We start from the raw sequence: 24,553 nt of genomic DNA on the forward strand, positions 1-24,553 counted from the left end.
TTATCGCTTATTAAAGTTTCGCAAGATATACGTTCCAACCGTTGCGGATTGTAGCGGCTTAATGCCTTTATTAAAGGGGAGATTTTGCTTATGAAAAAAACTAAGATCGTAAGTACTTTAGGGCCTGCCAGCTTTACAGTTCCGAAAATTGCAAAGTTAATTAAAGCGGGCGCTAATGTTTTCCGTTTCAACTTCTCACACGGAAGCCATCCTGAACACTTAAAGCGTTACAAGATGGTCGTTCAGGCTGAAAAGCAGACTGGAATGACAGTTGGAATTGACTGTGATACTAAAGGTGCCGAAATTCGAACGACTGCTAACAAAGACGGTAAGAACTTTACTTATCATCCTGGTGATACCTTTAATATCGCTATGGATCCCGATGGCAAGAAAGAAACCACTAAGGACTTAGTTCAGTCTACTTATGATGGACTGTTCGGTGATGTTCACATTGGTGGTCACGTTCTCTTTGATGACGGGATCTTAGATACGATCTGTATCAGCAAAGATAGTTCCAAACGTCAGTTACACGTTAAGGTTCAAAACACCGCTACATTAGGTTCACGTAAGACCGCTGATATTCCTGGTGCCATCGTTCATTTACCAGGTGTTACCGAAAAAGATGAAAATGATATCCGATTTGCATGTGAAAATATGCATATCAACTTCATTACCGCATCATTCTTACGTAAGCCACAGGATGTTCGTGACATCCGTAAGATTTTAAAGGATGAACATATGGAAGACGTTCAGATCTTCCCTAAGTTAGAAAACCAGGAAGGTATTGATAATCTTCTGCCAATCATGAAGCTTGCTGATGGTGTCATGGTACCCCGTGGTGACATGGCCGTTAACATTCCGTTTGAAAACGTACCGTTAGTACAAAAGCACATGATTCACGTATGTAACCGTTTAGGCAAACCGGTTATTACAGCTACCCAGATGGAAGCTTCCATGGCTAAGAACCCACGTCCTAGCCGTGCCGAAGTATCCGATGTCGCTGATGCCGTCTTTGATGGCACCGATGCTACGATGCTTTCTGGTGAAACCGCTAATGGTGACTGGCCCGTCCATGCCGTTGCATCAATGGCACGTATCGATGAAAAAGCTGAATCAGCATACGATAAGTATGCTTACTCACGTCCAGAATTTAAGAACGGTGATGTTACCGAAGCAATTGGCCACACCGTAACTATCTTAGCTAAGGACTTGGGTATTCATACTATCGTTTGTGTAACTGAATCTGGTTACACCGCTCGAATGATTTCTAAATACCGTCCGGATGCTGATATCTTGGCAATGACTTTTGATGATCGTGTTCGTCGTGGTTTAACCATTAACTGGGGCGTTCAGCCAATCTTAGTTAACCGTCCGAACAACGCTAACGAATTATTTGAAGAAGCTTCAAATAAGGCTGTTGAAACGGGCTTAGCTAAGGAAGGTGACATGATATTGATTGTTGGTGGTGCTCCAGCTGCTCAAAAGGGTACGACTAACTTAGTCAAGGTTCAGTTAATCGGTTCCAAGATGACTCAAGGTCAAGGAATCGGTGATAAAGCCATTATTGGTAAAGCCTTCTTAGCTAATAACGCTAAGGAAGCTAATCAGAAAGCCTTTAAAGGTGGTATTCTGGTTGCTAAAGACACCAACAAAGATTACTTACCAGCCATTAAGAAAGCTAGTGCCTTGGTCGTTGAAAATGGTGGCTTAACTTCATATGCTGCTGTCGTCGGCATTTCGATGAATATCCCAGTCATCGTTGAAGCTACCGATGCCACTAAGCACATTAAAGATGGTGATTTAATCACCGTTGATGCTCGTCGTGGTGTCGTTTATCATGGTGCTTCAAAATAATTTAAATTAAAAATCTAGATACTTGTTTTTAAGAGGTACGCCTTTTAAAGCGTACCTCTTTTTGTGTACAATATTATCTAGAGTAGTTGAACGAAAGGGTCTTTGTATTGGACACCAACTCTATTTTAAGAAACGTATTAGGCCGGGTCGTCCCTGGTAAAGTTACTGATCAGAACGATAAAAATTACTATGTTCAGATCAAAGGAATTACCTTTGAATTAGATAAATCAGAAATTAAAAAGCCGATGCATATCGGTAGTCAGTTCGAAGGTTTCGCTTATATTAATGAAAATCATAAGTTACAGATCACCCGTGACGCACCTAAGGTTCAGGTTGATCATTATGGCTTCGGAACCGTAGTCAGCAGTAAGTATAATTTAGGTGTCTTTGTCGACATTGGCTTGCCAAATAAGGATATTGCTGTATCAATGGATGATTTACCGTTAATTCATGCTTTATGGCCAAAACGCGGTGATAAATTAATGATCGATTTAACGACCGATAAAAAGCACCGCCTTTGGGGTCATCTTGCGGATGAAGAAATTTATGAAACGTTAGCGGTTCCTGGTCAGAGAAAAATGCTTAATAATAACGCTAAAGCATTGGTCTTTCGGGTTATGAAGGCTGGGACCAAAGTCATAACCAATCATTATCACATTGGTTTTATCGATCCTAGTCAGCGTGATGTTGAACCACGACTAGGTGAAGTCGTTAACGCCCGTGTAATTGGCTATCATGATGACGGTTCCTTTAACTTTTCTTTACGACCACGAGCTTATGAAGCGATTGACGGGGATGCCTTAATGTTACTAGCAATGCTTCAGCATGATCCAACCCATCATTTGAACTTTACTGATAAAAGTGATCCAGAAAAGATTAAGACATTCTTTGGAATCAGTAAAGGTCGCTTCAAGCGTGGCGTTGGTCACTTGCTTAAGTATGATCTAATTAAAGAAACCAAGGATGGCCTTGACGTTACTGCTAAAGGTCAGCAATACCATCCGGGAGATTAATAACGAATTAGAGGAAGCGTGTGAACATGCTGCTGAAATTTCAGGATCGTTATAAAAAAATCGTTTTCGATATGCTGTCGTTACTTCCGGAAATGGGTCAGATTTCCCGGATTAACCAAACGTTTCAGTGGTATCACGATGCCAGTAACCGACATTTATACTTATGGAAACGTCATTCCAATAATTGGTTAGGTTTGATCGGGGTCGAAGTCAGACCAAAGTTAATCATCATTCGGCAGCTAGTGTTAGTTCCTGAAATTAATGACCGAAGCCTTAGTTATTTTCAAATGCTTGATGATTTAAGACAGCGGTACTCAAAGCAACGGTTCATGGGTGATTTTGAAACGACGGCCATTTGCCAGGTATGGGAAAGAAGTCATTCGGTTGGTAAATGATGAACCAAACGTTCATTTAAATAAATTTAGCGGGCCTTTAGAATTACTTCTTAAGTTGATTCAAAAAAATAAGATGAATATTTATGATATTAAGATCTCGGCAATTACGAGTCAATACCTTAAGTATGTTCATCAATTAAAGTCCTTAGATTTAGATATTGTCGGTGATTTTTTAATCATGGCAACTAAGCTGATGGCCATTAAATCAAAAATGCTCTTACCAAAACGAAAGACTAACGATGATGAATCTGATCCACGAAAGGGCCTAGTCCATCAACTGGTTGTATATAAGAAGTATAAACGAGCGGCTAACCAGCTCCAGGATTTAGAACTGAACCGAAAACAATATTATACTCGGCCAGCAATCGTTCCTAGCAAAAGTAATCACTTAATTAATTTACATGATCAATTGAGTTCACAAATCCTGGGAAAAGTTTTTCAAAACGTTATTAAACGCCGGGTTGAACAAAAGCCGATCAGTGAGAACGTGACGGAATGGCACTATTCCGTAAAGAGACAAGGAACTAAGATTCTTCAAGCAATTAAACTTCGTCACGGTTTAAAGTTACACGCGCTTTTTTTGTTAAATAATGATTTAGAAGAACTAATTACTAATTTTTTGGCGCTTTTAGATTTAATTAAGGAACAACGAATTCGAATTAACTGTGATTATATAGTCGTTTTAAATAAATGAGGGAGGACAGTCTTGTGATTACTAAATGTGCTAGAGTTGAGGGCTTACTTTACGTTACTGGTGATACGGGATTAACCGTTAATCAATTAGTTTCCGTAACGAGCTTATCAAAGAATCGAATTGAGTTAAGCCTTAAGAAGCTTAATCAACGTTTTAGTAATGACGATGATTGCCCATTTCAACTTCTAAATATTCATGGTCGATACCAATTAATCACTAAAAAGGCATTAAACGTTGATATTCAGCGGTATTTTAAAAATACTCATACGTCAATTCTGACGTCGGCTGCTCTAGAAACGTTAACCATTATTGCCTATAATCAACCGGTGACCCGAATTGAGGTCGATGATATTCGGGGCGTTAACAGTTCGGTAACGATTGAAAAATTATTACGACAAAAATTAATTAAAAAGGCCGGTCGTAAAAAGACGTTAGGAAACCCAATCATGTTTAAGACTACTGATGAATTTCTTAATCTCTTTGGCCTAAAGAACATTAAACAATTACCTAAAATCAAAAAATAAGATCGAGGAAGATATAATTTGCAAAGATTACAAAAAGTTATGGCTCATGCTGGAGTTGCTTCACGGCGAAAATCAGAAAAAATCATTTTAGACGGTCACGTAAAGGTGAACGGTAAAGTCGTCACTAAATTAGGTACTAAAGTGAAAAACAGTGACGAAATCGAAGTTAATGACGTTCCGATTACTAAAGAACGTCAGGTTTATTATCTCTTTTACAAACCGCGTCGGGTAATTTCATCGGTTAAGGATGAGAAGCATCGGACGACCGTCGTTGACTTCTTCCCTGACGTTACCCAGCGAATTTATCCCGTCGGTCGTTTAGATTATGATACTTCTGGCTTAATCATCTTAACCAATGACGGTGAATTAGATAATTGCTTGACCCATCCTAAATATGAAGTCCCGAAGACTTACGTTGCTAAAGTTGAAGGAATTCCAAATAATTCTGAATTGGAACACCTTCGCTGGGGAACCAAAGTCAGTGGTCGAAAGGTTGTCCCTGACCACATTAAGATTCTTGCATCAGCACCTAAGACCAAAAATGCCGTTATTCAGCTTACTGTTCATGAAGGCCGTAACCATGAAGTTAAGAAGTTATTCGAATATATTGGCCATCCAGTTAAAACGTTGACTCGTACCCAATACAGTTTCTTAACCATTGGCAAATTGAAACCGGGTCAGTACCGTTTCTTACGGAAAGCCGAAGTCAATAAATTAAAGACGTTAGCTGGCAAACCACGTGAACATTAACGTTTAATTAGATCGTTGCTATAGGAGTATTTCCATATGGATCCACAGTCGTTATTGCTATTCTTATCATTACGCCAGCCCCGACGAATTCGGGTGATTGAAAATGTTTTGGTGGGGCATAAGACGGTGTCCAATTTATATTGGGGAATGCGCTACGGTATTCTGGACTATTTGGGAGCTTTAAAATCAGTTAATAAACAAACTGATCAAAACGCTTTACAGCAATTAATTAATAACGGTGATGTCATTACTCCAGATTATCGGGAGTATTCATTAACTCCTAGGGGCTACCAGAAAGCCGTTAAATTACGGAATAAATGGTACGTCCCTAAATATCTAAAGTATCATTTGAATTATGATTTACCACGATTTAAAGCTCGGTTATTATTAGCTGTCCAGGTAGCTTCTGAATATAGTTATCACAACCGAAATTACTATCCGGTGCAAATTGATTATCGGGACGCTGAATTCGTTAAACAGTGGTTTTATCATTATCGTGATCATTATTTAACGAAACGATGCTATCAATTTTTAGTGAATGCGTTTCAGCAATTTAATCAATTGGATCCGACATTGGGATGGCAAGCCGCTAATTTATTAGTTGGCCATAATGATCCTGGCCAAACCCTGGATCAACAGGGCCGTAAGCTTCATCAGCCCGTTACTGAAATGCTTTTTCGACAGCTTGATATTTTGTGTGCTTTTGTAGCAATGCTTAATCAGAAAAATAACGTTTTTTCGCCGTTGCTATTTCAATTACGGAATTCACCGATAAGTGATAGCGCCATTCGGACGTATCAACTAGCTCAGCAGCATTGTCATTTTAATCAGATCTGTAATATTCAGAGACTTCGGTTATCGACAGTAAAGGAGCACTTATTAGGTGTTGCCGTTTTTATTAAACGAGCATCATTTCCGTATCAAGCGTTTATTTCAGAACCAATGATGAAATCTTTAAATCAGCTATATCAAGGTAATCCTGATAAATGGGATTATTCTAAATATCAGTCTGTAACCGGGCAACATTTAGATTTCTTTTACTTTCGGCTTTTTCAGATCTTAAGGAGCAAGCAGCATGAATGATCAACGTCATCAACAATTGATAGCCATTTTGAAAAAACGGTTCGGCTTTACTTGTTTTAGAGAAGGCCAAGAAACGGTTCTTGATGAATTACTGGATCATCATAATGTCTTAGCAGTCTTGCCGACTGGATCGGGGAAAAGTCTGATTTATCAGATGTATGGCTATCTGCAGAAAAACCTGATTATTATCGTTTCACCACTTTTGTCGCTGATGCAGGACCAAGTTAGTCGAATGCAGTATTTAGGAATTAAGCGTGCGGTTGCTCTAAATTCATTGCTAAATTATCGGCAAAAGTCCTTTGTCATGCATCATTTATCGTCATATCACTACTTGTATGTGTCACCTGAAATGCTCGCTAACGATGAATTAATTCAGCGGTTACAGCAACTGTCAATCGGCCTGTTTGTGATTGATGAAGTTCATTGTATTTCACAGTGGGGACCCGATTTTCGTCCTGAATATTTAAACCTCAAACGAGTTTTAAGTCAACTGGGTAATCCGTTAACGTTGATGCTTACAGCGACCGCTACTCAAGCGGTTCAGCACGATATTTTGCATAAACTGGGCTTAGATCCAAGATTGGTTAAACGAGTTGATTACTCGGTTGATCGCCCCAACATCTTTTTAGCCGTTAAACAGGTTGATAATCAAAAAGACAAGGATCAGCAACTGGTAAATTTGATTAATCATTTGAAGTTACCAGGTGTTGTGTATTTATCCAGTAAGAAGCAGGCTAATCAGCTTGCTGATTATTTACAGAAAAATTGTAATTTACGGGTTGAGGCGTATCATTCTGGCTTGGATCAGGAGTCACGTTACAAAATTCAGCATCAATTCATGAATAATCAGATTGACGTTATCTGTGCAACCAGTGCTTTTGGAATGGGGATCAATAAAGATAACATTCGCTTTGTAATTCATTACCATTTACCAGCTGATTTAGGTGAGTATACCCAGGAAATTGGCCGTGCTGGACGGGATGGTAAGCAGAGTATCGCCATTATTCTTTATCAGGATCATGATGAAGATTTACCGTATACCCTAGCCGTTGGCGAGATTCCTAATCGGGCGATGATCGAAGAATTCTATCGTAATCCGCATCAATTGATGAAGTATCGTCGGAACGTACTACAGATTGGCGTCCTTAGCTATTATTTTGAACATCATTTTTCACCACCACAAACGTTATCGATATTTACTAAACGTCGACGTGAGAAAAGTTTGCAGCTAAAAATAATGGTGAAATATGTACATTGTAAAACCTGTCGCAGGCAGTATTTACTTCATCATTTTGGCCAAAAATTTAACGGCCATAATCAGAAATGCTGTGACTTTAAAAATGCGCTTAATCTAAAGTCATTAGGGTTATATGTTAATCATCACTCCAAACGATCGTTGATTACTTTTGATTGGCAACCGATTCTCGATCAATTGTTCAATGTTAAAAAATGATCATGAATGTTATAATTATTGCTGGAATTCAGGAGGGTATTATTGATGAAACGAAATCAAAAACAGCCATGGAACGAGACTTTTAGTGACGACCGTGATTCGTCCGGACACTTATCACGAACGAAACTTCATCGTCAAAATCATAATAACAACGTAATTACCGTAATCTTGGTTGTTATTATTGGTTTAATTGCGGTCTTTGCTTTGATCTATGGCTTAGCCAGTAATACGTTTGGCCATGACAACGCTAGTCATCATGCAACTCGAATTAGCCGGGTCAGCACTTCACATAAGCACCATAAACACCATGCTAAAAAGCATCATGAACATAAAGATAAAAAATCTAGTGACACTGACGTAGCTACCAGTGAATCTAGTACTAGTACCAGTGAGTCTAGTAAGCCGGCCACTAGTTCAGACAGTGACTCTAGTCACGCTAGCTCGAAAGACAGTAGCAGTGATAGTAATAACGGTTCAAAATCTTCAAATTCAAGTGCTAGTAGTTCTGCTAGTTCAGCATCCAGTAAGCCATCTAGTCAACAGTCAGGTGCTAAATCAGGATCCACTACGCCAAGTTCAGATTCTCAAAAATCTGGTAATAATCAATAAGGAGATTATCTAATAATGCATAAAAATGGATTACAAATTGCAATCGATGGCCCTGCATCGGCCGGTAAAAGTACCGTAGCTAAATTAATTGCCAAAAAGTTTTCGTACGTTTATTGTGATACCGGTGCAATGTACCGTTCCGTAACGTTAAAAGCCATGCGTAATAACATTCCGTTAACTGATGAAGCTCGCATCATGAAGATGATGAAGCATACTGACATCAGTTTTGCACCTGGTAAACCACAGCAAAAGGTCTTTATTGATGGTCATGAAGTAACGAACGCCATCAGAAGTGAAGCCGTTACTAATTCAGTATCCACCGTTGCGGCACTACTAGATGTCCGTAAAGACCTTAGTAACCGTCAGCGTGAAATTGCTGAAAATGGTGGCATCGTAATGGACGGTCGAGACATTGGAACGACCGTATTGCCTCATGCCGAAGTTAAAATCTTTTTGGTTGCCAGCGTTCAAGAACGTGCTAAGCGTCGTTTTAAAGATAACGCTCAAAAGGGTATTCATACCCCGATTAAGAAGTTAGCTCATGAAATTGAAGTTAGAGACTATAAAGATTCTCATCGAAAGATTTCACCACTGACTCAAGCAAAGGATGCAATCCGGATTGATACGACTCATGTTTCAATCCAAGGTGTCGTTGACAAGATCGCGGAAATCATAGATAAAAAATTAAAGTAATTTAAAACTAGCATTTAGCGAATTTATAGTATAAAATAATAACCAGTGTTGTCGCAAGGAGGAAGTATTGGATGAGTGAAGAAAATACTGATGGAAATAAGAACGAACAATTAATGAAAGCTCTTAACAGCATCAAGACTGTTCATGTTGGTGATGTTGTTGAAGGTGACATTTTAGCTATTGATGCCAGTGGCCAAGTTGTTGTTGGCATTAAAGATTCCGGTGTTGAAGGTGTTATCCCTCGCCGTGAATTATCTACGCAGCCGATTGATGATGTTCATAAGAAATTCCATAAAGGTGACACCGTAAAGGTAGTTGTCTTAGAACATATTGGTGATGATAACGAAGGTGGCAGTTTCTTACTGTCCATCCGTCGTCTTAAGGCTCGTAAAGTATGGGCTAAGATTCAGGAAAAGGCTAAGAACAAAGAAACCATTAAAGTTCCGGTTAAGCGTGCCGTACGTGGTGGCTTAGTTGTTGACGCTGGTGTTCGTGGCTTTATTCCTGCATCAATGATCACTGATCATTTTGTTCGTGACTTAAAGCAGTTCGAAGGTAAGACCTTAGAATGTAAGATTGTTGAAGTAGTTCCAATGAAGAACCGCTTAATCTTATCTCACCGAGCAATCGTTGAAGACAAGCGCAAAGTTGCTAGAGACAAAGTTATGTCTACCTTAAAGGCCGGCGATGTTGTTAAAGGCAAGGTCGTTCGTTTAGTAAGCTTTGGTGCCTTCGTTGATTTAGGTGGCATTGATGGTTTAGTTCACATTTCTCAGATTTCATACCAGCATGTTGACAAACCTTCAGATGTATTAAAGGTTGGCCAAGAAGTTAAGGTTAAAGTCTTAAATGTTGACCCAGACCGTAACCGAATTGCTTTATCAATTAAGCAGACCTTACCATCTCCTTGGGAACAGGTTGAAGAAAAGGCCCCTAAGGGTAGTATCGTTAAAGGTGTTGTAAAACGTTTAGTTGATTTTGGTGCTTTTGTGGAAGTATATCCTGGTGTTGAAGGATTACTCCATATTTCCCAGATTTCTCACAAACATATCAATACTCCTAGCGACGTATTAAAAGTTGGTCAAGAAGTTAAGGTTAAAGTCTTAGACGTACAACCTGAAAACCATCGTTTATCATTATCAATGAGAGCCTTAGAACCGGCACCTGCTCACCGTAATGGTAATAACAATGGTGGCGCAAGTCATCGTCGTAACCGTAACGCAGTTAACGACAACTCCACTCGTAACGCACCTAGCGAAGACAAAGGATTCTCCGTTGGTGACACTGGTGAAGCTGGTCAAGCCTTAAAAGAAGCTGCTAAGAAGTTACGTAACAACAAATAATTAAAATAACAAATAATTTTAATTAATTTTCAATTATCCTTCAATTGTCTTCGTTACAGTTGAGGGATAATTTTTTATCTAATGTTTTTAAAACGAAAGTGAGGCATGTAATATATGAGTCAACCCACAGTCGCAATCGTTGGTCGCCCCAACGTTGGTAAGTCCACCATTTTTAACCGATTGGTTGGTCACCGAGTTTCAATCGTTAATAATGAACCCGGTGTTACCAGAGATCGAATTTATGCCCATGCTGATTGGTTAGGAACTAGATTTAACGTCATTGATACCGGTGGGATTACGATGGGCGATGCTCCGTTTGCTAAGCAAATTACGGCGCAAGCTGAAATTGCGATGGACGAAGCTGATGTAATCATTTTCATGGTCGATGGCCGTCAGAGTATCACCAGTGGTGACGATCAGATTGCCAGAATTCTATATCATACTAATAAGCCTGTGGTATTAGCCGTTAATAAAATGGATAATTCTAAATATAAAGCTAACATTTATGATTTTTACTCGTTAGGCTTTGGCAAGCCATTTCCAATTTCTGGATCACATGGTTTAGGCTTAGGTGATTTACTGGATCAAGTTCTCCGTAAATTCCCAACGGGAATGGATAATCATAAGGACAATAGTATTCACTTCAGTTTAATTGGTCGTCCTAACGTTGGTAAATCATCAATCGTTAACGCCATTTTAGGCCAAAATCGAGTTATCGTATCGAAAACTCCTGGGACTACACGTGATGCCATTGATACGACATTTAAACGTAAACACGATGTCTTTACGATTGCTGATACCGCTGGTCTAAGAAAACGTGGCAAGGTTTACGAAAGTACCGAAAAGTACAGTGATCTTCGCGCCATGAAGGCCATTGATAACAGTGACGTTGTGGTGGTCGTATTAAACGCTGACGAAGGAATTCGTGAAGAAGATAAAAAAATTGCTGGATATGCACATAATGCCTGGAAGGGTGTTATCGTTGCCGTTAATAAATGGGATGACGTTAAAAAGACGACGTCCAGCCAGCATAATTTCCGAATTAATTTCTATAACGAATTTAAATATCTAAGTTATGCTCCGGTAATCTTTGTATCTGCAAAGACACGGCTCCATTTAGGTCAGTTACTTGATCTAATTAAACGTGTTTACCATAACCAAAATATTCGAATTAAGTCATCAGTTTTGAACAATGTGATTACCGATGCCATTTCATTAACGCCGACGCCGACGATTAAAGGCCAACGTTTACGTGTTTATTACGCTACTCAAGTTGCCGTTGGTCCACCGACGTTCGTATTCTTCGTAAATGACCCCCATCTGATGCATTTCTCATACGCTCGTTATCTAGAAAATCAGATTCGTGAGCATTTTGACTTTATGGGAACGCCGATTCATTTTATCAGTCGCCGTCGTAGTTAAAATTGAATGATTGATTTAACAATATCCATGTGATAAATTTAAAATGGTAATTAGCCGCATTGGCAGTTTTACCGTTAATTCACAAGTATCGTTAAAGAAAAACAAGAATTGAATGTAAAAGATCAGTGCGGCTTAATAGTCGGCTGGTCTTTTTTATCAATTAAGGAGCTTAATATGAACTATTCCCAAAAAGCATTAGCCGCATTACATCATCAAAAGCTGAAGGGCTTTAAAGCTAATTATATTTTAGCTTTACGTCATGACAGTGATGATGATTTATATGCCTTAGCTTCACAGCTATATAACGTTGGCTTTTCAGTTCAGGCTAAAAAGATCTATCAGAAATTATTAAAAAAGTATCCTGATGAAGATGAACTGAAGAGTGATTTAGCAGAAATTGCCATTGATGATGGGCAGGATAATAAAGCTTTAAATTACCTTAGCCAGGTCAAACCGAATTCACCTGATTATGTTCAATCTTTAATGGTTTCTGCAGATTTGTATCAAACTCAAGGATTATTAGGGGTCAGTCTACAGAAACTGTTGACGGCTAAGAAGATCGCACCGCACGAAAACGTAATTACATTTGCGTTGGCCGAACTTTACTTCACGATGCGTCGTTATAACGATGCCATCCCGTTATATTTACATTTAATTAAAAAAGGAATCCCAGAATACGCTGAAGTTAATTTAGTTCAACGAATTGGGGTCGCCTACGCAAATGCCGGGATGTTTAACCATGCCATCGGTTACTTAAAACAGATTGACATGAAACATTCGTCGCCTGATACCCAATTTGAAACTGCTTTTACGTATCTTCAGTTAGGTGATTATGAAAAAGCCGTCCATGGCTTTAAGCAACTACATAAGCGTGATGATCAATACGCAACGTTATACCCATATTGGGGTGACGCATTAACGCATCTTCACCGGGATACCGAAGCTTTAAAGATTTACCAAGAAGGTTTACGGGTCGACCAATACAACGAAAATCTCTGGTCTAAAGCTGGGGATGCCGCTATTCGTAAAGAAAAGCCGAAGTTAGCTGAAAAGTACTATCTAAAGGGTCATCATATTGCACCGGATAACTTAATCATTGCCGTTAAGTACTCGAATCTATTGGTTCAAGCTCGTCGGTATCGTGATAACGTTAAATTCTTATCCAGTTACGTTAAGGATGATAATTTAGATCCCCGCTTACTGTGGAATTTAGCAACTTCTTACCGTTACTTACATGACTTTAAGAACGCCAGCGGTTATTACCATCATGCTGAATCATACTTTGCTGATGTTCCAAGCTTCTTAAAGGAAGCCGGATTATTCTACCGTGAAGCTGGTAACATGAAGGAATCATATCGTCTATTGAAATTATACGTTAAACAAGTTCCAAACGATATCGAGATGGCTAACCTGTTGGACGAGTATCGGCATTAACTAGCCAAATCAAGTGATTTCCACTAGAATTAAATTAGATCAAAAATAAAACAGGATGATCGAATGCGATTAACAAACTTACCAGTTGAATTTAAAAAAGCACGACCGGTTCTTCAACGAATTGAAAAAGCTGGATATCAAGCTTATTTCGTTGGTGGCAGTGTCCGGGACACCATTATCGGGGTGCCGATTCACGATGTGGACATTACGTCGAGTGCGTACCCGCAGGAAATTAAGCAGTTATTCCCGAGAACCGTTGATACCGGAATTAAGCATGGAACTGTCATGGTCCTTTATCATGGCCATGGTTACGAAATCACGACGTTCAGAACGGAATCTGGATATCAGGATTATCGCCGACCTGATCACGTTACCTTTGTTAGATCATTGCCAAAGGATTTAAAGCGTCGTGATTTTACGATTAACGCTTTAGCGATGCGTGAAAACGGTGAAGTGACAGATTTATTCGATGGCTTAGGTGATATTAAACGAAAAGTCATTAAGGCCGTTGGCAATCCGGATCGTCGTTTCCACGAAGACGCGTTGCGAATGATGCGCGCGGTTCGGTTCGCTAGTAAATTAGATTTCAAAATTGAACCGAAGACGTTAGAAGCAATTAAGAAATACAGTTTCTTATTAACGAAGATTGCAATCGAACGGGTACATTCAGAATTTGTCAAAATGATGATGGGCCTAAAGCCACGGATGGGCCTTGATTACATGATTGAAACTAATCTGTATCGATACGTTCCCGAATTTAAAGATCAATTAGATGCTTTAAAACGAATTAGCAAAATTCCGCACTTGAAATTAACTAATGAATGTCAGGTTTGGTCATTAATTAGCTATGAGTTTGGCTTAAATCGTCATCAGATTAATCATTTACTTCGGCAGTGGAAATCAGCCGATAAGGTTATTGACGATACCATCACTACGACCAGAACGTTACGTGCAATTCACGATCATAAGTTAACTCCGATCGTGATTTTTAAAGCGGGTTTGACTAGATTAATGGACGCTAATCATTTAGCTATATTATTGGGCTTTGGTGATCAGGATGCTGATTTAAAGAAACAATTTAAGCAGATTCCGATCGCTAGAAAGAACCAGCTTAAGATTAATGGAGGTATCTTAATCAAAGGTCATATCTTAGCCCCTGGACCTAAATTAGGGCAGGTTATTAATCAGTTAGAATTAATGGTCATTAACCGTCAGATTCCGAACCAGGAACCGGCTTTGTTAACCGCAGCGAAAAAATTATCGAAATAACGAAAGTGTGATAACTAGTAATGCAAACTCTGAGAGCTGAGCATCTAAACAAGAGCTATGGTGAGAAAACACTGTTTAGCGACCTTAATTTTATTATTAAGGAACACGACCGAATCGGTTTAATCGGTGTTAACGGGAGTGGTAAGAGTTCACTTCTGAACATGTTAGCCGGATTAGACCATGATTCGACGGGCAAAATCATTACATCAAATTCATATACAATCGGCTACCTAAAACAACATCCAGTTTTAAACGATGATTTAACGATTCTGGATGCGGTTTTTGCTGGCCAGCAGACCGTCTTTAAGACGATTCGTCGATATGAAACAATTTTGAAGCGATATTCAAAACACCCGCTGGATAAAAAGGTTCAGGATCAGTACGAACGAATTTCGGCTCAGATGAATAAGGAAGACGCCTGGGATGCCGAAAATCGAGTAAAAACGATTTTAACTCAGTTAAAAGTCCATGACATGAAACAAAAAGTTGGGACTTTATCCGGTGGTCAGAAGCGTCGAGTTGGTTTGGCTCAGGTCTTGATTCAATCGCCAGACTTATTATTACTTGATGAACCGACTAACCATCTAGACTTTGACTCGGTTGACTGGTTACAGAAGTACTTAGCCCAATATCATGGCGCTTTAGTTGTTGTTACTCATGATCGTTATTTCTTGGACGAAGTTGCTAATAATATTTGGGAATTGTCATTTGGTAAAATTTACCAGTATCAAGGTAATTATCGTGACTACGTCCGTGAGAAAAACGAACGGGTTCGTCGTGCCGTAACCGGTGAACACAAAGAAGAACGAAAGTACAAGAAAGAATTAGCTTGGATGCACCAGGGTGTTAAAGCCCGAGGGACCCGTCAGAACTTTAAGATTAACCAATTTAACGAGACCAAGAAAAATGTGGGTAACTTAAAGGTCCATAAGAACGTTAATATTTCACTTGGTCAGAAACGATTGGGTAAAAAAGTTATTCAGTTAAAGCACGCTAATCTAACGTTAGGCCATCATCGGATCCTGCATGACTTTAACCTATTGGTTCAGGGTGGCCAACGGATCGGAATCAGTGGTCAAAACGGTGCCGGCAAGACCAGTTTATTAAATGTAATTGCTAAAAAATTGCCGTTAGATTCTGGACAAGTCATTATCGGGCCCACAGTCAAGATTGGTTATTATACCCAACAGACTGAACCGATTCCTGGCGATAAACGGATTATTAACTATCTAGATGAAGTCGGTCACAGCGTTACCGATAAAGATGGTAACCGGATCAGTACCTCAGAATTATTGGAACAGTTTCTGTTCCCGCGGTTTATGCATGGGACGTTAATCCGTAAACTATCTGGTGGTGAAAAGCGTCGACTTTACTTATTAAAGTTATTGATGCAGGAACCCAACGTCTTATTACTTGATGAACCAACCAATGATTTAGATATTAGTACATTAACCGTTTTAGAGAATTACATTAAGCACTTTAACGGGACCGTGATTACGGTTTCACATGATCGTTACTTCTTGGATCAAGTCGCTGATCGAATTCTGATTTTTGATGGTGACGGAGTGATTGAGCAGCACGTTGGTAAATTTACGACCATTTTAGTTAACCGCAAGAAAAAGGCTCGGAAAGAAAAATTAGCTGATCATAAAGCTCATGTTCAGGCCGAAAAGATTAATAACCAAACCAAGCAGAAAAAGACGCAGCCTAAACAGCATAAGCACATGACGTATGCTCAAAAGATTGAATACCATAAACTTGGCAAGCAAATCGATCAGATTGACCAAAAGAAGAGTCAGCTGCAAAAAGAAATGGCTAAAAACGGTGATAATTACACCAAATTAGCTAAACTTCAGAAACAGTTTGATCAACTTAATCAATCGGGTAATCAGAAGATGGACAAGTGGATGCAGCTAGGTGAACTCGCTGAAAATAATTAAAGGAGATCTAACGAATGTCAGACCAAATTAATCCAAACGAAGAACAATATTTAAAATTAGCCAGTTACGTATTACATCACGGTCATAAAAAGGCCGACCGAACCGGAACGGGAACCATCAGTACCTTTGGTTATCAGATGCGTTTTGATTTAAGCAAAGGCTTTCCGTTATTGACCACGAAATTCGTTCCGTTCCGTTTAATTAAGAGTGAATTATTATGGTTCATTCATGGTGGAACTAACATTCGTTATCTCTTACAGCGGAATAACCACATCTGGGTTGAATGGCCATTCAAGCGCTATGTTGAATCTGACGCATACCAGGGTCCTGATATGACGAACTTTGAAAAGCGGCGTTTAACTGATCCTGACTTTAGAAAGGTTTACTTACACCAAAAGCATTTATTCTGCAGACGGATTATTGATGACAAGGCCTTTGCTAAAAAGTGGGGAACTTTAGGCAACGTTTACGGTGCTCAGTGGCGTCACTGGCAAAAACGCAACGGTGGCCAGATTGATCAGTTGAAGTGGGTCATTAATAAGGTTCGAAAGACACCGTTCTCCCGACGAATGATAGTCAGTGCCTGGAACCCAGAAGATGTCCCAAGTATGGCTTTACCACCTTGCCATACTTTATGGCAGTTATACGTAAACGATGGAAAATTAAGCTGTCAGCTATATCAACGAAGTGGTGACATCTTCCTAGGCGTACCATTTAATATTGCCAGCTACGCTTTATTAACGTCCTTAATCGCTAAAGAATGTGGACTAAAGCCAGGATACTTTATTCATGACTTAGGTGATGCGCATATTTACCTGAATCACATCAGTCAGATCAGGGAACAACTAAACCGGAAACCTTATAAGGCACCAACATTATGGCTTAACCCGAAGAAGCGCAGTATCTTTGATTACGATATGGATGATATTAAAATCGAAAATTATCATCATCACTCCAAAATCAGGGGCGCTGTCGCAATTTAATCGAATTTCGAAAGGAAAATTGAAATGTTAACTTATGTATGGGCTCAGGATAAAAACGGTACCATTGGTAAAAACGGTGGTCTACCGTGGCATTTACCAGCTGATATGCATCATTTTCAGAAATTGACGACGGGCCACGCCATGTTAGCTGGCCGGACAACCTTTGAAAGCTTTGGCCGGCCGCTTCCGCACCGGAAAAACATGGTTTTGACTAGTCATCCCAAAAAAGATTTTCCAGATAACGTAACGGTCTTTAACACGCCAAACAGTTTCTTGAAGTATGCAGACGCCCATCCTGACGATAAGATCTGTATCGTTGGTGGTGCCCAGATCTTTAAGCTCTTTTTACCATACGTTGATTTTCTGTGCCGAACTGTAATTAACGGTACTTTCGACGGTGATACAAAGATGCCAAAGATTGATTATAGTAAATTTGAACTAGTTAAAGCTGTTAATGGTCAACCGGATCAAAAGAATCACTACGCATACCGTTTTGAAACCTATCGCCGAATTTAAGGCTTGTTAGGATGAGGTGAAATATGCTACGGAAAAATGAACCGCAGGAAAGTTTTTACCAGTATTTGATGTCGCGTCGGAACCTTAAAAAAGTTGATGACCCAATCGCAAATTTTGCGAACAACGCTTTTTATGATGAATCGTTTCCGAAGCAATCTAAGAACTATAATAAAATCTCAAATTATCTAGAAGAATATGGGAGTTATCTACCAAACATGACCATTTTTGATAAGGTTTGGCAGCAATATCAAGATAACATTCATTAAGGAAAAGAAGTGAATGAAATGCCCGTAAATATTCAATGGTTTCCGGGACATATGGCTAAGGCTTTAAAGCAGTTCAAAGCAAACTTGCCAAAGGTCGACATCGTCTTTGAACTGGTCGACGCTCGGTGCCCATACAGTTCCATTAACCCAGAAATCAAAAAGATCAGTAAAGATAAACCACATTTATTGATCCTTACCAAATCCGATTTAGCTGACCCTAAGATGACTCAACGTTGGCTACATTATTTCCGTCATCATGGTTACGCGGCGATTGCAATCGATAGCAAGCAGCACGTAAAATCAGGCAAGATTGCTAAAGCGGCTCGCCAAATTTTAGGTGGTCAACTCGAACATCGTCATCAACGAGGGATCAAGAGTAATAACGTTCGGGCCATCTGTGTAGGTATCCCAAATGTCGGTAAATCAACGTTATTAAACCAGTTAGTCCATCGTCGAGCCGCTCAGGTTGGTAACACACCTGGTGTTACTAAAGGAACTCAATGGTTACGTTCCGGAAACGGTTTATTATTACTGGATACGCCAGGTATTTTATGGCATAAGTTCCAGAACCAGACGATTGCGGATAAGATTTCACTGGTTGGCTCCGTTAAAGCAGGGCAATACTATAACGATGATGTAGCTCTATACGCTCTAAAATTTTTCCGTAATCATCATCCCGATGAATTGGCTAAACGTTACCGATTAACGAAGGCTGATTTTAATTTAAATGACGTTGATTTATTGCTTAAGATTACTAAAAATGTTGGGATGCGCGATGATTACGATCGGGCTTCCTTACGGGTGATTCTCGATACTCGAAAGGAAAAGTTAGGTCGTTTCACGTTAGATGACGTTGCTAAGGTCGAAGCATAATGGCACGCAAGTCGATTAAGGTCATTCGACAGGAATTAAAGGCCACTCGTCACTTATCAGATGAAATGGTTACACGTCTCGCTACTGATTCACGTAAAGGTGTTCGTCAAGTGTTAAAGACCTGGCAACGAAAGTCTAAACGACGCCAACAGATGGTCAAATCGTTTCACGTTCGAGAATCGTATGAACATCATTTACGTAAACAGGGTTACCGACGAATTGCCGGTGTTGACGAAGTTGGTCGAGGTCCTTTAGCGGGACCCGTTGTTACATGTGCCATCGTGTTACCAACCGACTTTAATTTGATTAAAGTCAATGACTCAAAGCAGCTGACACCAAAAGAACGGGAATCTTTATATCCCAGAATTTTGGATGAAGCTTTGGACTACAGCATCGGAATTGGGTCACGCGAACTAATTGATAAGATTAATATCTATCAAGCTGATTTAGTTGCCATGAAGCATGCTGTCTTAACACTAGATCCGCAACCAGATTGTTTAATTGTGGACGCCATGCACATTGCCGTGTCCATTCCACAGTTAAAGCTGTATCACGGGGATGCTAAGAGTGTTTCCGTTGGTGCTGCTAGCATCGTTGCGAAAGTGTATCGAGATCATTTAATGAATAAATATGACCGGTTATATCCCCAGTATGATTTTAAACATAACGCGGGTTATGGTACTCATGAACATTTAATGGCTTTGAAAAAGTATGGGGCAACACCAATTCATCGACGAACTTTTAACCCAGTTCCAAAATATTTAAAATAAATTAGCGAAATTTTTCGTATATAACTTTAGAGGTGACTTTAAAGTGAATATACGAAATTTTTTGTTTAAGTTGAGGTTGTGTCATGGAATTGGGATTAACGGTGAACACAACGTTTATTTAAAAATTAAATCTTTGATAAAGAATAAACAACTGATAGATTTATCCGTGAAGGATATTATTAAAATCGCAAAGATATCAACTCGTTTTAAAACGATGTTTAAGCAGGATTACGCTAGCCAAGGTTTAAAAGATCGAATTAAGCAGAACCAACAGGAGAAATGGCTTTGCATTTTAGATGATAAATATCCATAACGGTTGAGGGAGTCGAGTTGCCCACCGAACATCTTGTTTTACCGTGGTCAGATTGAGTTATTGAAGTCACGGTGTTTGGGTGTTGTCGGTGCCCGTAAAAACAGTCAGTATTCAATTGAAGCGATTGGTAAAGTTTTGCCAGCTATAATTAAAAAGGGCATTACCATTGTGGCGGGATTAGCCGAAGGCGTTGATACGTTAGGTCATCAATGCGCAATCGCTAATCAAGGCAATACGATTGCGGTGATTGGAACCGGTCTTGACCAGATTTATCCACGTTTTCATCATGATCTGCAGAAATATATTGAAAAGTATCAATTGTTAATTACCGAGTATCCGTTGGGTGAGGGACCACGTGGCTTTCATTTCCCAGCTCGGAACCGAATTATTGCTGGACTGGTCGAAACGATTACGATCGTGGAAGCAAAGCAGCGATCAGGGAGTTTGATCACTGCTAATTTGGCGTTGCGAGATAACCGTAACGTGACGGCGATTCCAGGCTCAATCATGAGTCCTTTATCAAACGGGTGTAACGAGTTGATTCAGGAGGGTGCCAAACCCGTTTGTTGCGCAAAAGATATATTGGAAGAGTTCTATAATTTGACAAAATAGGATTATGTGCCCTATTATGTTGACCGATATTAATCAGAGATTTTAACCTGAATTTGATTGAAGGTCGATTTTTGTAATGGTTACAAAAACAAAAACAACTAAAACCAGAAAGAAGCGGACAACGCGTCGACGGACTCGACGTCGTAACCGTAAAAAATTAGTAATTGTCGAATCACCATCGAAAGCTAAAACCGTTGGTAAATTTTTAGGCCGAACTTACCGGGTCGTTGCCAGTAAGGGCCACGTTAGAGATCTACCAAAGAGTAAGATGGGTGTCGACATTAAACATAATTACAAACCTCACTACATTTCAATTCGTGGTAAGGGTGACACCATTCGGATGCTAAAGTCCGAAGCTAAAAAGGCTAAAAAAATTTACTTAGCATCGGACCCTGATCGTGAAGGAGAAGCCATTTCTTGGCATTTAGCACATTTATTGAAGTTAAACGTTAAGGATAAGAACCGAGTATCTTTTAATCAGATTACTCGAGACACCGTTCGTGATTCATTTAAACATCCGCGAACCATTGACATGAACTTGGTAAACGCTCAACAGGCCCGTCGAATCCTTGACCGTTTAGTTGGTTATTCCATTTCACCAGTCTTGTGGCGTAAGGTTAAGAAAGGCCTAAGTGCCGGCCGTGTCCAATCAATTGCCTTATGGCTGGTTATCCAACGTGAACGTGCCATTAAGAAGTTTAAGCCACAAGAATATTGGACGATTGATTTAAATCTTAGTAAAGCTAACTCTAAATTTAAGGGTAGCTTCTGGGGTGTTAACGGTAAGAAACGTGAATTGCATAACAATCATGACGTTCAGGAAGTTATGAAGAACGTCAACGCTAAACAGTCGTTAACGATTACCGATGTTAAGAAACGCATTCGTCATCGTCGGCCAACTCGACCATTCACGACCAGTACGATGCAACAGGCTGCTAACCGTCGTTTACACTTCCGAACGGGTCGTACTATGATGGCTGCCCAACAGTTATTTGAAGGAATTACGATTGGCCGTCACGGTAATCAAGGTCTAATTACGTATATGCGTACCGACTCGACTAGAATTGCAACTCAGGCCGAACACCATGCCGCTAAATTTATTCATGATCAGTTTGGTAAAGAATATGTAGCTAATCCACCGGCTAAGGGTAAAGAATCCAAGGGTGAACAGGATGCTCATGAAGCTATTCGACCAACTTCGGTTTTCCGGACCCCTAGTAGTATTAAGCGTTATCTGACTCGTGATCAGTACCGTCTTTATGCTTTGATTTGGATCCATTTCGTCGCCAGTCAAATGACTCCGGCCAAGATTAACACCATGACGTTAAGTATGGAACAGAATCACGTTGACTTTCGTGCCAACGGTTCTCGTTTAATCTTCCCTGGATTTTTAACGGTATACGGAATGAGCAACAAAGATAGTAACTTGATGCCTGATTTAAAGGCTAATGATACCGTTAAGATTGACAGTATCAATCCTGATCAGCATTTTACTCAGCCGCCGGCACGTTACAGTGAAGCTAATCTTATTCATACTTTAGAAAAGAACGGTGTGGGTCGTCCATCAACGTATTCACCAACTTTGAGTACTATTCAGCGTCGTTATTACGTTCGTTTGAAAGCTCGTCGATTTGTACCAACCGAATTAGGTGAAATCGTTAATAAGATCGTTGAAACGTACTTCCCTGACATCGTTAACATCAAATTTACAGCTGATTTAGAAAATAAGCTGGATCAGATTGCGGCTGCCAAACGGAACTGGGTCCGAGTTGTGGACCAATTCTATCAACCATTCTCTAAAGAAGTTGATCATGCCCAGTCGCAGTTAAAAGATGTTCAGGTCAAGGATAAATTAGCTGGTTTCAATTGTTCAATCTGTGGTGCACCAATGGTCATCAAGATGGGTCGTTACGGTAAGTTTGATGCTTGCTCGAGATTTCCAGCTTGTCGAAACACCAAAGCCATTGTTCAGAAGATCGGCGTAACCTGTCCAAAATGTAAGAAAGGTCAGGTCATCGTTCGTCGATCTCGGCGTGGCCGAAAGTTCTACGGCTGTTCACGTTATCCAAAATGTGATTTCGTCAGCTGGTACAAGCCGATTAGCCGAAAGTGTCCTAAAGACGGTCACTTCTTAGTTGAAAAGCGAACCCGTGGTGGTTATCAGGTCGTATGTCCGAACCATGATTATAAAGAAGCTTTACAGAAATAAGCTAAATATGATTTAATAAAAGCAGCATCGTTTTTAAGGGATGCTGCTTTTGTTTACAAGAAATCGAATTTAAGAAAGGCTGCTATTAATATGGATAATATGATGACCCCTCGTGAAATCGTTAAGGAATTAAATAAGTATATTGTGGGCCAAACTGAAGCAAAGAAAGCCGTTGCAATTGCATTGCGTAACCGCTACCGACGATTACAATTGCCTAAGTCAATTCAAGAAGACATCACTCCTAAAAATTTATTAATGATCGGGTCGACCGGTGTTGGGAAGACTGAAATTGCTCGACGATTAGCTCGACTTGTTAAGGCGCCGTTTATCAAGGTTGAAGCCACTAAATTTACTGAAGTTGGTTACGTTGGTAACGATGTTCAATCGATGATTCGTGATTTAGTCTATCAGGCGGTTCATAACGAAAAGAAGTTATATTACGCAAAGGTCCATGATGAAGCCGTTCGTCGTGCTAATAATGAATTAGTAAAATTATTGGTACCAGCTCAGTCAAAAGCTCAGCAGCAACAGACTAAGCAACAGGGCCTTAATGATCTAATGGGGATGTTTAAAGATCTCCAGAAAGGTAAAATGCCGGATTATTCTAAGATGAATAATGATGCGCAATCTCCTCACGTTAGTGATGACGTGAAAGAAAAACGGATGAACGTTTCCCAGAAACTTAACCAGGGCCTTTTAGAAAACGACGTGGTTAAAGTTTGGGTAAACGATCCAAATCAAGCTGTTAGCCCGCAAAACAATGCTTTGAGCCAGATGGGAATCAACTTGAATGACATTATGCCAAAGCGAAAGGTTCCGCGTAGTATGAAAGTTTCTGAAGCACGGAAAGTCTTAACCCGTCAGCAGGCTGATGAATTAATTAATACGGCTGATCTATATCATGATGCCATTAAAAAGGCCGAAAATTCAGGAATCATTTTTATTGATGAAATTGATAAGATCTGTGGTACCAAAGCCAAGAACCAAGCTGAAGTTTCACGTCAGGGTGTTCAACGAGATCTATTACCACTGGTTGAAGGAACGCAAGTTAAGACCAAGTATGGTTTAGTGGACACCAGTCACATTCTATTTATTGCCGCGGGTGCTTTTGCTGACAGTAAACCGAGTGACTTAATGCCTGAATTACAGGGCCGTTTCCCAATTCGTGTCAAATTAAATTCATTATCACAGGACGATTTCGTTAAGATTTTGACCGAACCGAAGAATTCACTGGTTAAACAGTACATTGCTTTGATTGGTACGGATAACATCAAGGTTACGTTCACCATCGAATCAATTCGAGAAATCGCTAAGATTGCCTATGACGTTAATAAGAATACTCAAGACATTGGTGCCCGTCGTTTACAGACCGTTCTTGAAAAGCTATTGGAAGATCTGTTGTACGAAGGTCCTGACATGGAAATGGGCAACATTACGATTACCCGGAAGTATGTCGATGACAAGGTCGGTAATCTTGCCAAGAATAAGAAGTGGATGCGTTTCCTGCTTTAAAAAGAAAAGAATATAAAACCAAA

At 39.8% G+C, this 24,553-nt stretch carries 23 protein-coding genes; all 23 read left to right on the forward strand.

Annotation, left to right across the window (positions count from 1 at the left end; all coding sequences use genetic code 11):
* Positions 1-90 precede the first annotated feature (90 nt).
* Positions 91-1,854, forward strand: a complete 1,764-nt coding sequence (gene pyk / locus ELX58_RS02295; protein WP_133441558.1) for a pyruvate kinase — start codon at positions 91-93, stop codon at positions 1,852-1,854.
* Between the two features lie 122 nt (positions 1,855-1,976).
* Positions 1,977-2,867, forward strand: a complete 891-nt coding sequence (locus tag ELX58_RS02300; RefSeq protein WP_133442557.1) for a CvfB family protein — start codon at positions 1,977-1,979, stop codon at positions 2,865-2,867.
* A gap of 26 nt (positions 2,868-2,893) precedes the next feature.
* Positions 2,894-3,262 carry a hypothetical protein gene (locus ELX58_RS02305; RefSeq protein WP_133441559.1) on the forward strand — a complete coding sequence of 123 codons (369 nt, stop codon included), beginning with the start codon at positions 2,894-2,896 and terminating at the stop codon, positions 3,260-3,262.
* Positions 3,252-3,956, forward strand: coding sequence for a segregation and condensation protein A (locus tag ELX58_RS02310; RefSeq protein ID WP_133441560.1), 705 nt, complete (start codon positions 3,252-3,254; stop codon positions 3,954-3,956). The genes ELX58_RS02305 and ELX58_RS02310 overlap by 11 nt, the downstream gene beginning before the upstream one ends.
* Before the next feature lie 14 nt (positions 3,957-3,970).
* Positions 3,971-4,480, forward strand: a complete 510-nt coding sequence (gene scpB, locus ELX58_RS02315) for an SMC-Scp complex subunit ScpB (protein ID WP_162614597.1) — start codon at positions 3,971-3,973, stop codon at positions 4,478-4,480.
* A 39-nt stretch (positions 4,481-4,519) separates the two neighbouring features.
* Positions 4,520-5,230 (forward strand): pseudouridine synthase, encoded by a 711-nt coding sequence (locus ELX58_RS02320; protein ID WP_418620993.1) that lies wholly within the window; start codon positions 4,520-4,522, stop codon positions 5,228-5,230.
* 36 nt (positions 5,231-5,266) lie between these two features.
* Complete coding sequence (locus ELX58_RS02325; protein WP_133441563.1) at positions 5,267-6,313, forward strand: helix-turn-helix domain-containing protein; 1,047 nt, start codon at positions 5,267-5,269, stop codon at positions 6,311-6,313.
* Positions 6,306-7,766 carry a RecQ family ATP-dependent DNA helicase gene (locus ELX58_RS02330; RefSeq protein ID WP_133441564.1) on the forward strand — a complete coding sequence of 487 codons (1,461 nt, stop codon included), beginning with the start codon at positions 6,306-6,308 and terminating at the stop codon, positions 7,764-7,766. The genes ELX58_RS02325 and ELX58_RS02330 overlap by 8 nt, the downstream gene beginning before the upstream one ends.
* Positions 7,767-7,811: 45 nt before the next feature.
* The gene (locus ELX58_RS02335; protein ID WP_133441565.1) at positions 7,812-8,375 is read left to right on the forward strand and encodes a hypothetical protein; all 564 of its coding nucleotides are present in this window, start codon (positions 7,812-7,814) and stop codon (positions 8,373-8,375) included.
* Between the two features lie 15 nt (positions 8,376-8,390).
* On the forward strand, positions 8,391-9,068 hold the full coding sequence (gene cmk, locus ELX58_RS02340; RefSeq protein ID WP_133441566.1) for a (d)CMP kinase: 678 nt from the start codon (positions 8,391-8,393) through the stop codon (positions 9,066-9,068).
* Between the two features lie 71 nt (positions 9,069-9,139).
* Positions 9,140-10,411, forward strand: a complete 1,272-nt coding sequence (gene rpsA, locus ELX58_RS02345) for a 30S ribosomal protein S1 (protein WP_133441567.1) — start codon at positions 9,140-9,142, stop codon at positions 10,409-10,411.
* 114 nt (positions 10,412-10,525) lie between these two features.
* Positions 10,526-11,833: a ribosome biogenesis GTPase Der gene (gene der, locus ELX58_RS02350; RefSeq protein WP_133441568.1), complete on the forward strand. Its 1,308-nt coding sequence runs from the start codon at positions 10,526-10,528 to the stop codon at positions 11,831-11,833.
* Between the two features lie 174 nt (positions 11,834-12,007).
* Entirely contained in the window at positions 12,008-13,267 is a 1,260-nt protein-coding gene (locus ELX58_RS02355) for a tetratricopeptide repeat protein (RefSeq protein ID WP_133441569.1), read from the forward strand.
* 63 nt (positions 13,268-13,330) lie between these two features.
* A complete protein-coding gene (locus ELX58_RS02360; protein ID WP_133441570.1) occupies positions 13,331-14,536 on the forward strand; it encodes a CCA tRNA nucleotidyltransferase in 1,206 nt (401 codons plus the stop codon).
* 20 nt (positions 14,537-14,556) lie between these two features.
* Complete coding sequence (locus ELX58_RS02365; RefSeq protein WP_133441571.1) at positions 14,557-16,476, forward strand: ABC-F family ATP-binding cassette domain-containing protein; 1,920 nt, start codon at positions 14,557-14,559, stop codon at positions 16,474-16,476.
* 14 nt (positions 16,477-16,490) lie between these two features.
* Complete coding sequence (locus tag ELX58_RS02370) at positions 16,491-17,459, forward strand: thymidylate synthase (RefSeq protein WP_162614598.1); 969 nt, start codon at positions 16,491-16,493, stop codon at positions 17,457-17,459.
* Between the two features lie 24 nt (positions 17,460-17,483).
* Positions 17,484-17,975, forward strand: coding sequence for a dihydrofolate reductase (locus ELX58_RS02375; protein WP_133441572.1), 492 nt, complete (start codon positions 17,484-17,486; stop codon positions 17,973-17,975).
* Positions 17,976-17,998: 23 nt separating this feature from the next.
* Positions 17,999-18,241: a YozE family protein gene (locus ELX58_RS02380; protein ID WP_133441573.1), complete on the forward strand. Its 243-nt coding sequence runs from the start codon at positions 17,999-18,001 to the stop codon at positions 18,239-18,241.
* 18 nt (positions 18,242-18,259) lie between these two features.
* The gene (ylqF, locus tag ELX58_RS02385; RefSeq protein ID WP_133441574.1) at positions 18,260-19,114 is read left to right on the forward strand and encodes a ribosome biogenesis GTPase YlqF; all 855 of its coding nucleotides are present in this window, start codon (positions 18,260-18,262) and stop codon (positions 19,112-19,114) included.
* On the forward strand, positions 19,114-19,884 hold the full coding sequence (locus ELX58_RS02390) for a ribonuclease HII (RefSeq protein ID WP_133441575.1): 771 nt from the start codon (positions 19,114-19,116) through the stop codon (positions 19,882-19,884). Before ylqF ends, ELX58_RS02390 begins: the two co-directional genes overlap by 1 nt.
* Positions 19,885-20,200: 316 nt before the next feature.
* Positions 20,201-20,809 carry a DNA-processing protein DprA gene (gene dprA, locus ELX58_RS02395; RefSeq protein ID WP_257791758.1) on the forward strand — a complete coding sequence of 203 codons (609 nt, stop codon included), beginning with the start codon at positions 20,201-20,203 and terminating at the stop codon, positions 20,807-20,809.
* Positions 20,810-20,885: 76 nt separating this feature from the next.
* Positions 20,886-23,018, forward strand: a complete 2,133-nt coding sequence (topA, locus tag ELX58_RS02400) for a type I DNA topoisomerase (RefSeq protein WP_133441576.1) — start codon at positions 20,886-20,888, stop codon at positions 23,016-23,018.
* A gap of 90 nt (positions 23,019-23,108) precedes the next feature.
* On the forward strand, positions 23,109-24,530 hold the full coding sequence (hslU, locus tag ELX58_RS02405; RefSeq protein WP_133441577.1) for an ATP-dependent protease ATPase subunit HslU: 1,422 nt from the start codon (positions 23,109-23,111) through the stop codon (positions 24,528-24,530).
* The last annotated feature ends 23 nt before the right edge of the window (positions 24,531-24,553 follow it).

Source organism: Acetilactobacillus jinshanensis (assembly GCF_004359375.1).
Classification (GTDB): domain Bacteria; phylum Bacillota; class Bacilli; order Lactobacillales; family Lactobacillaceae; genus Acetilactobacillus; species Acetilactobacillus jinshanensis.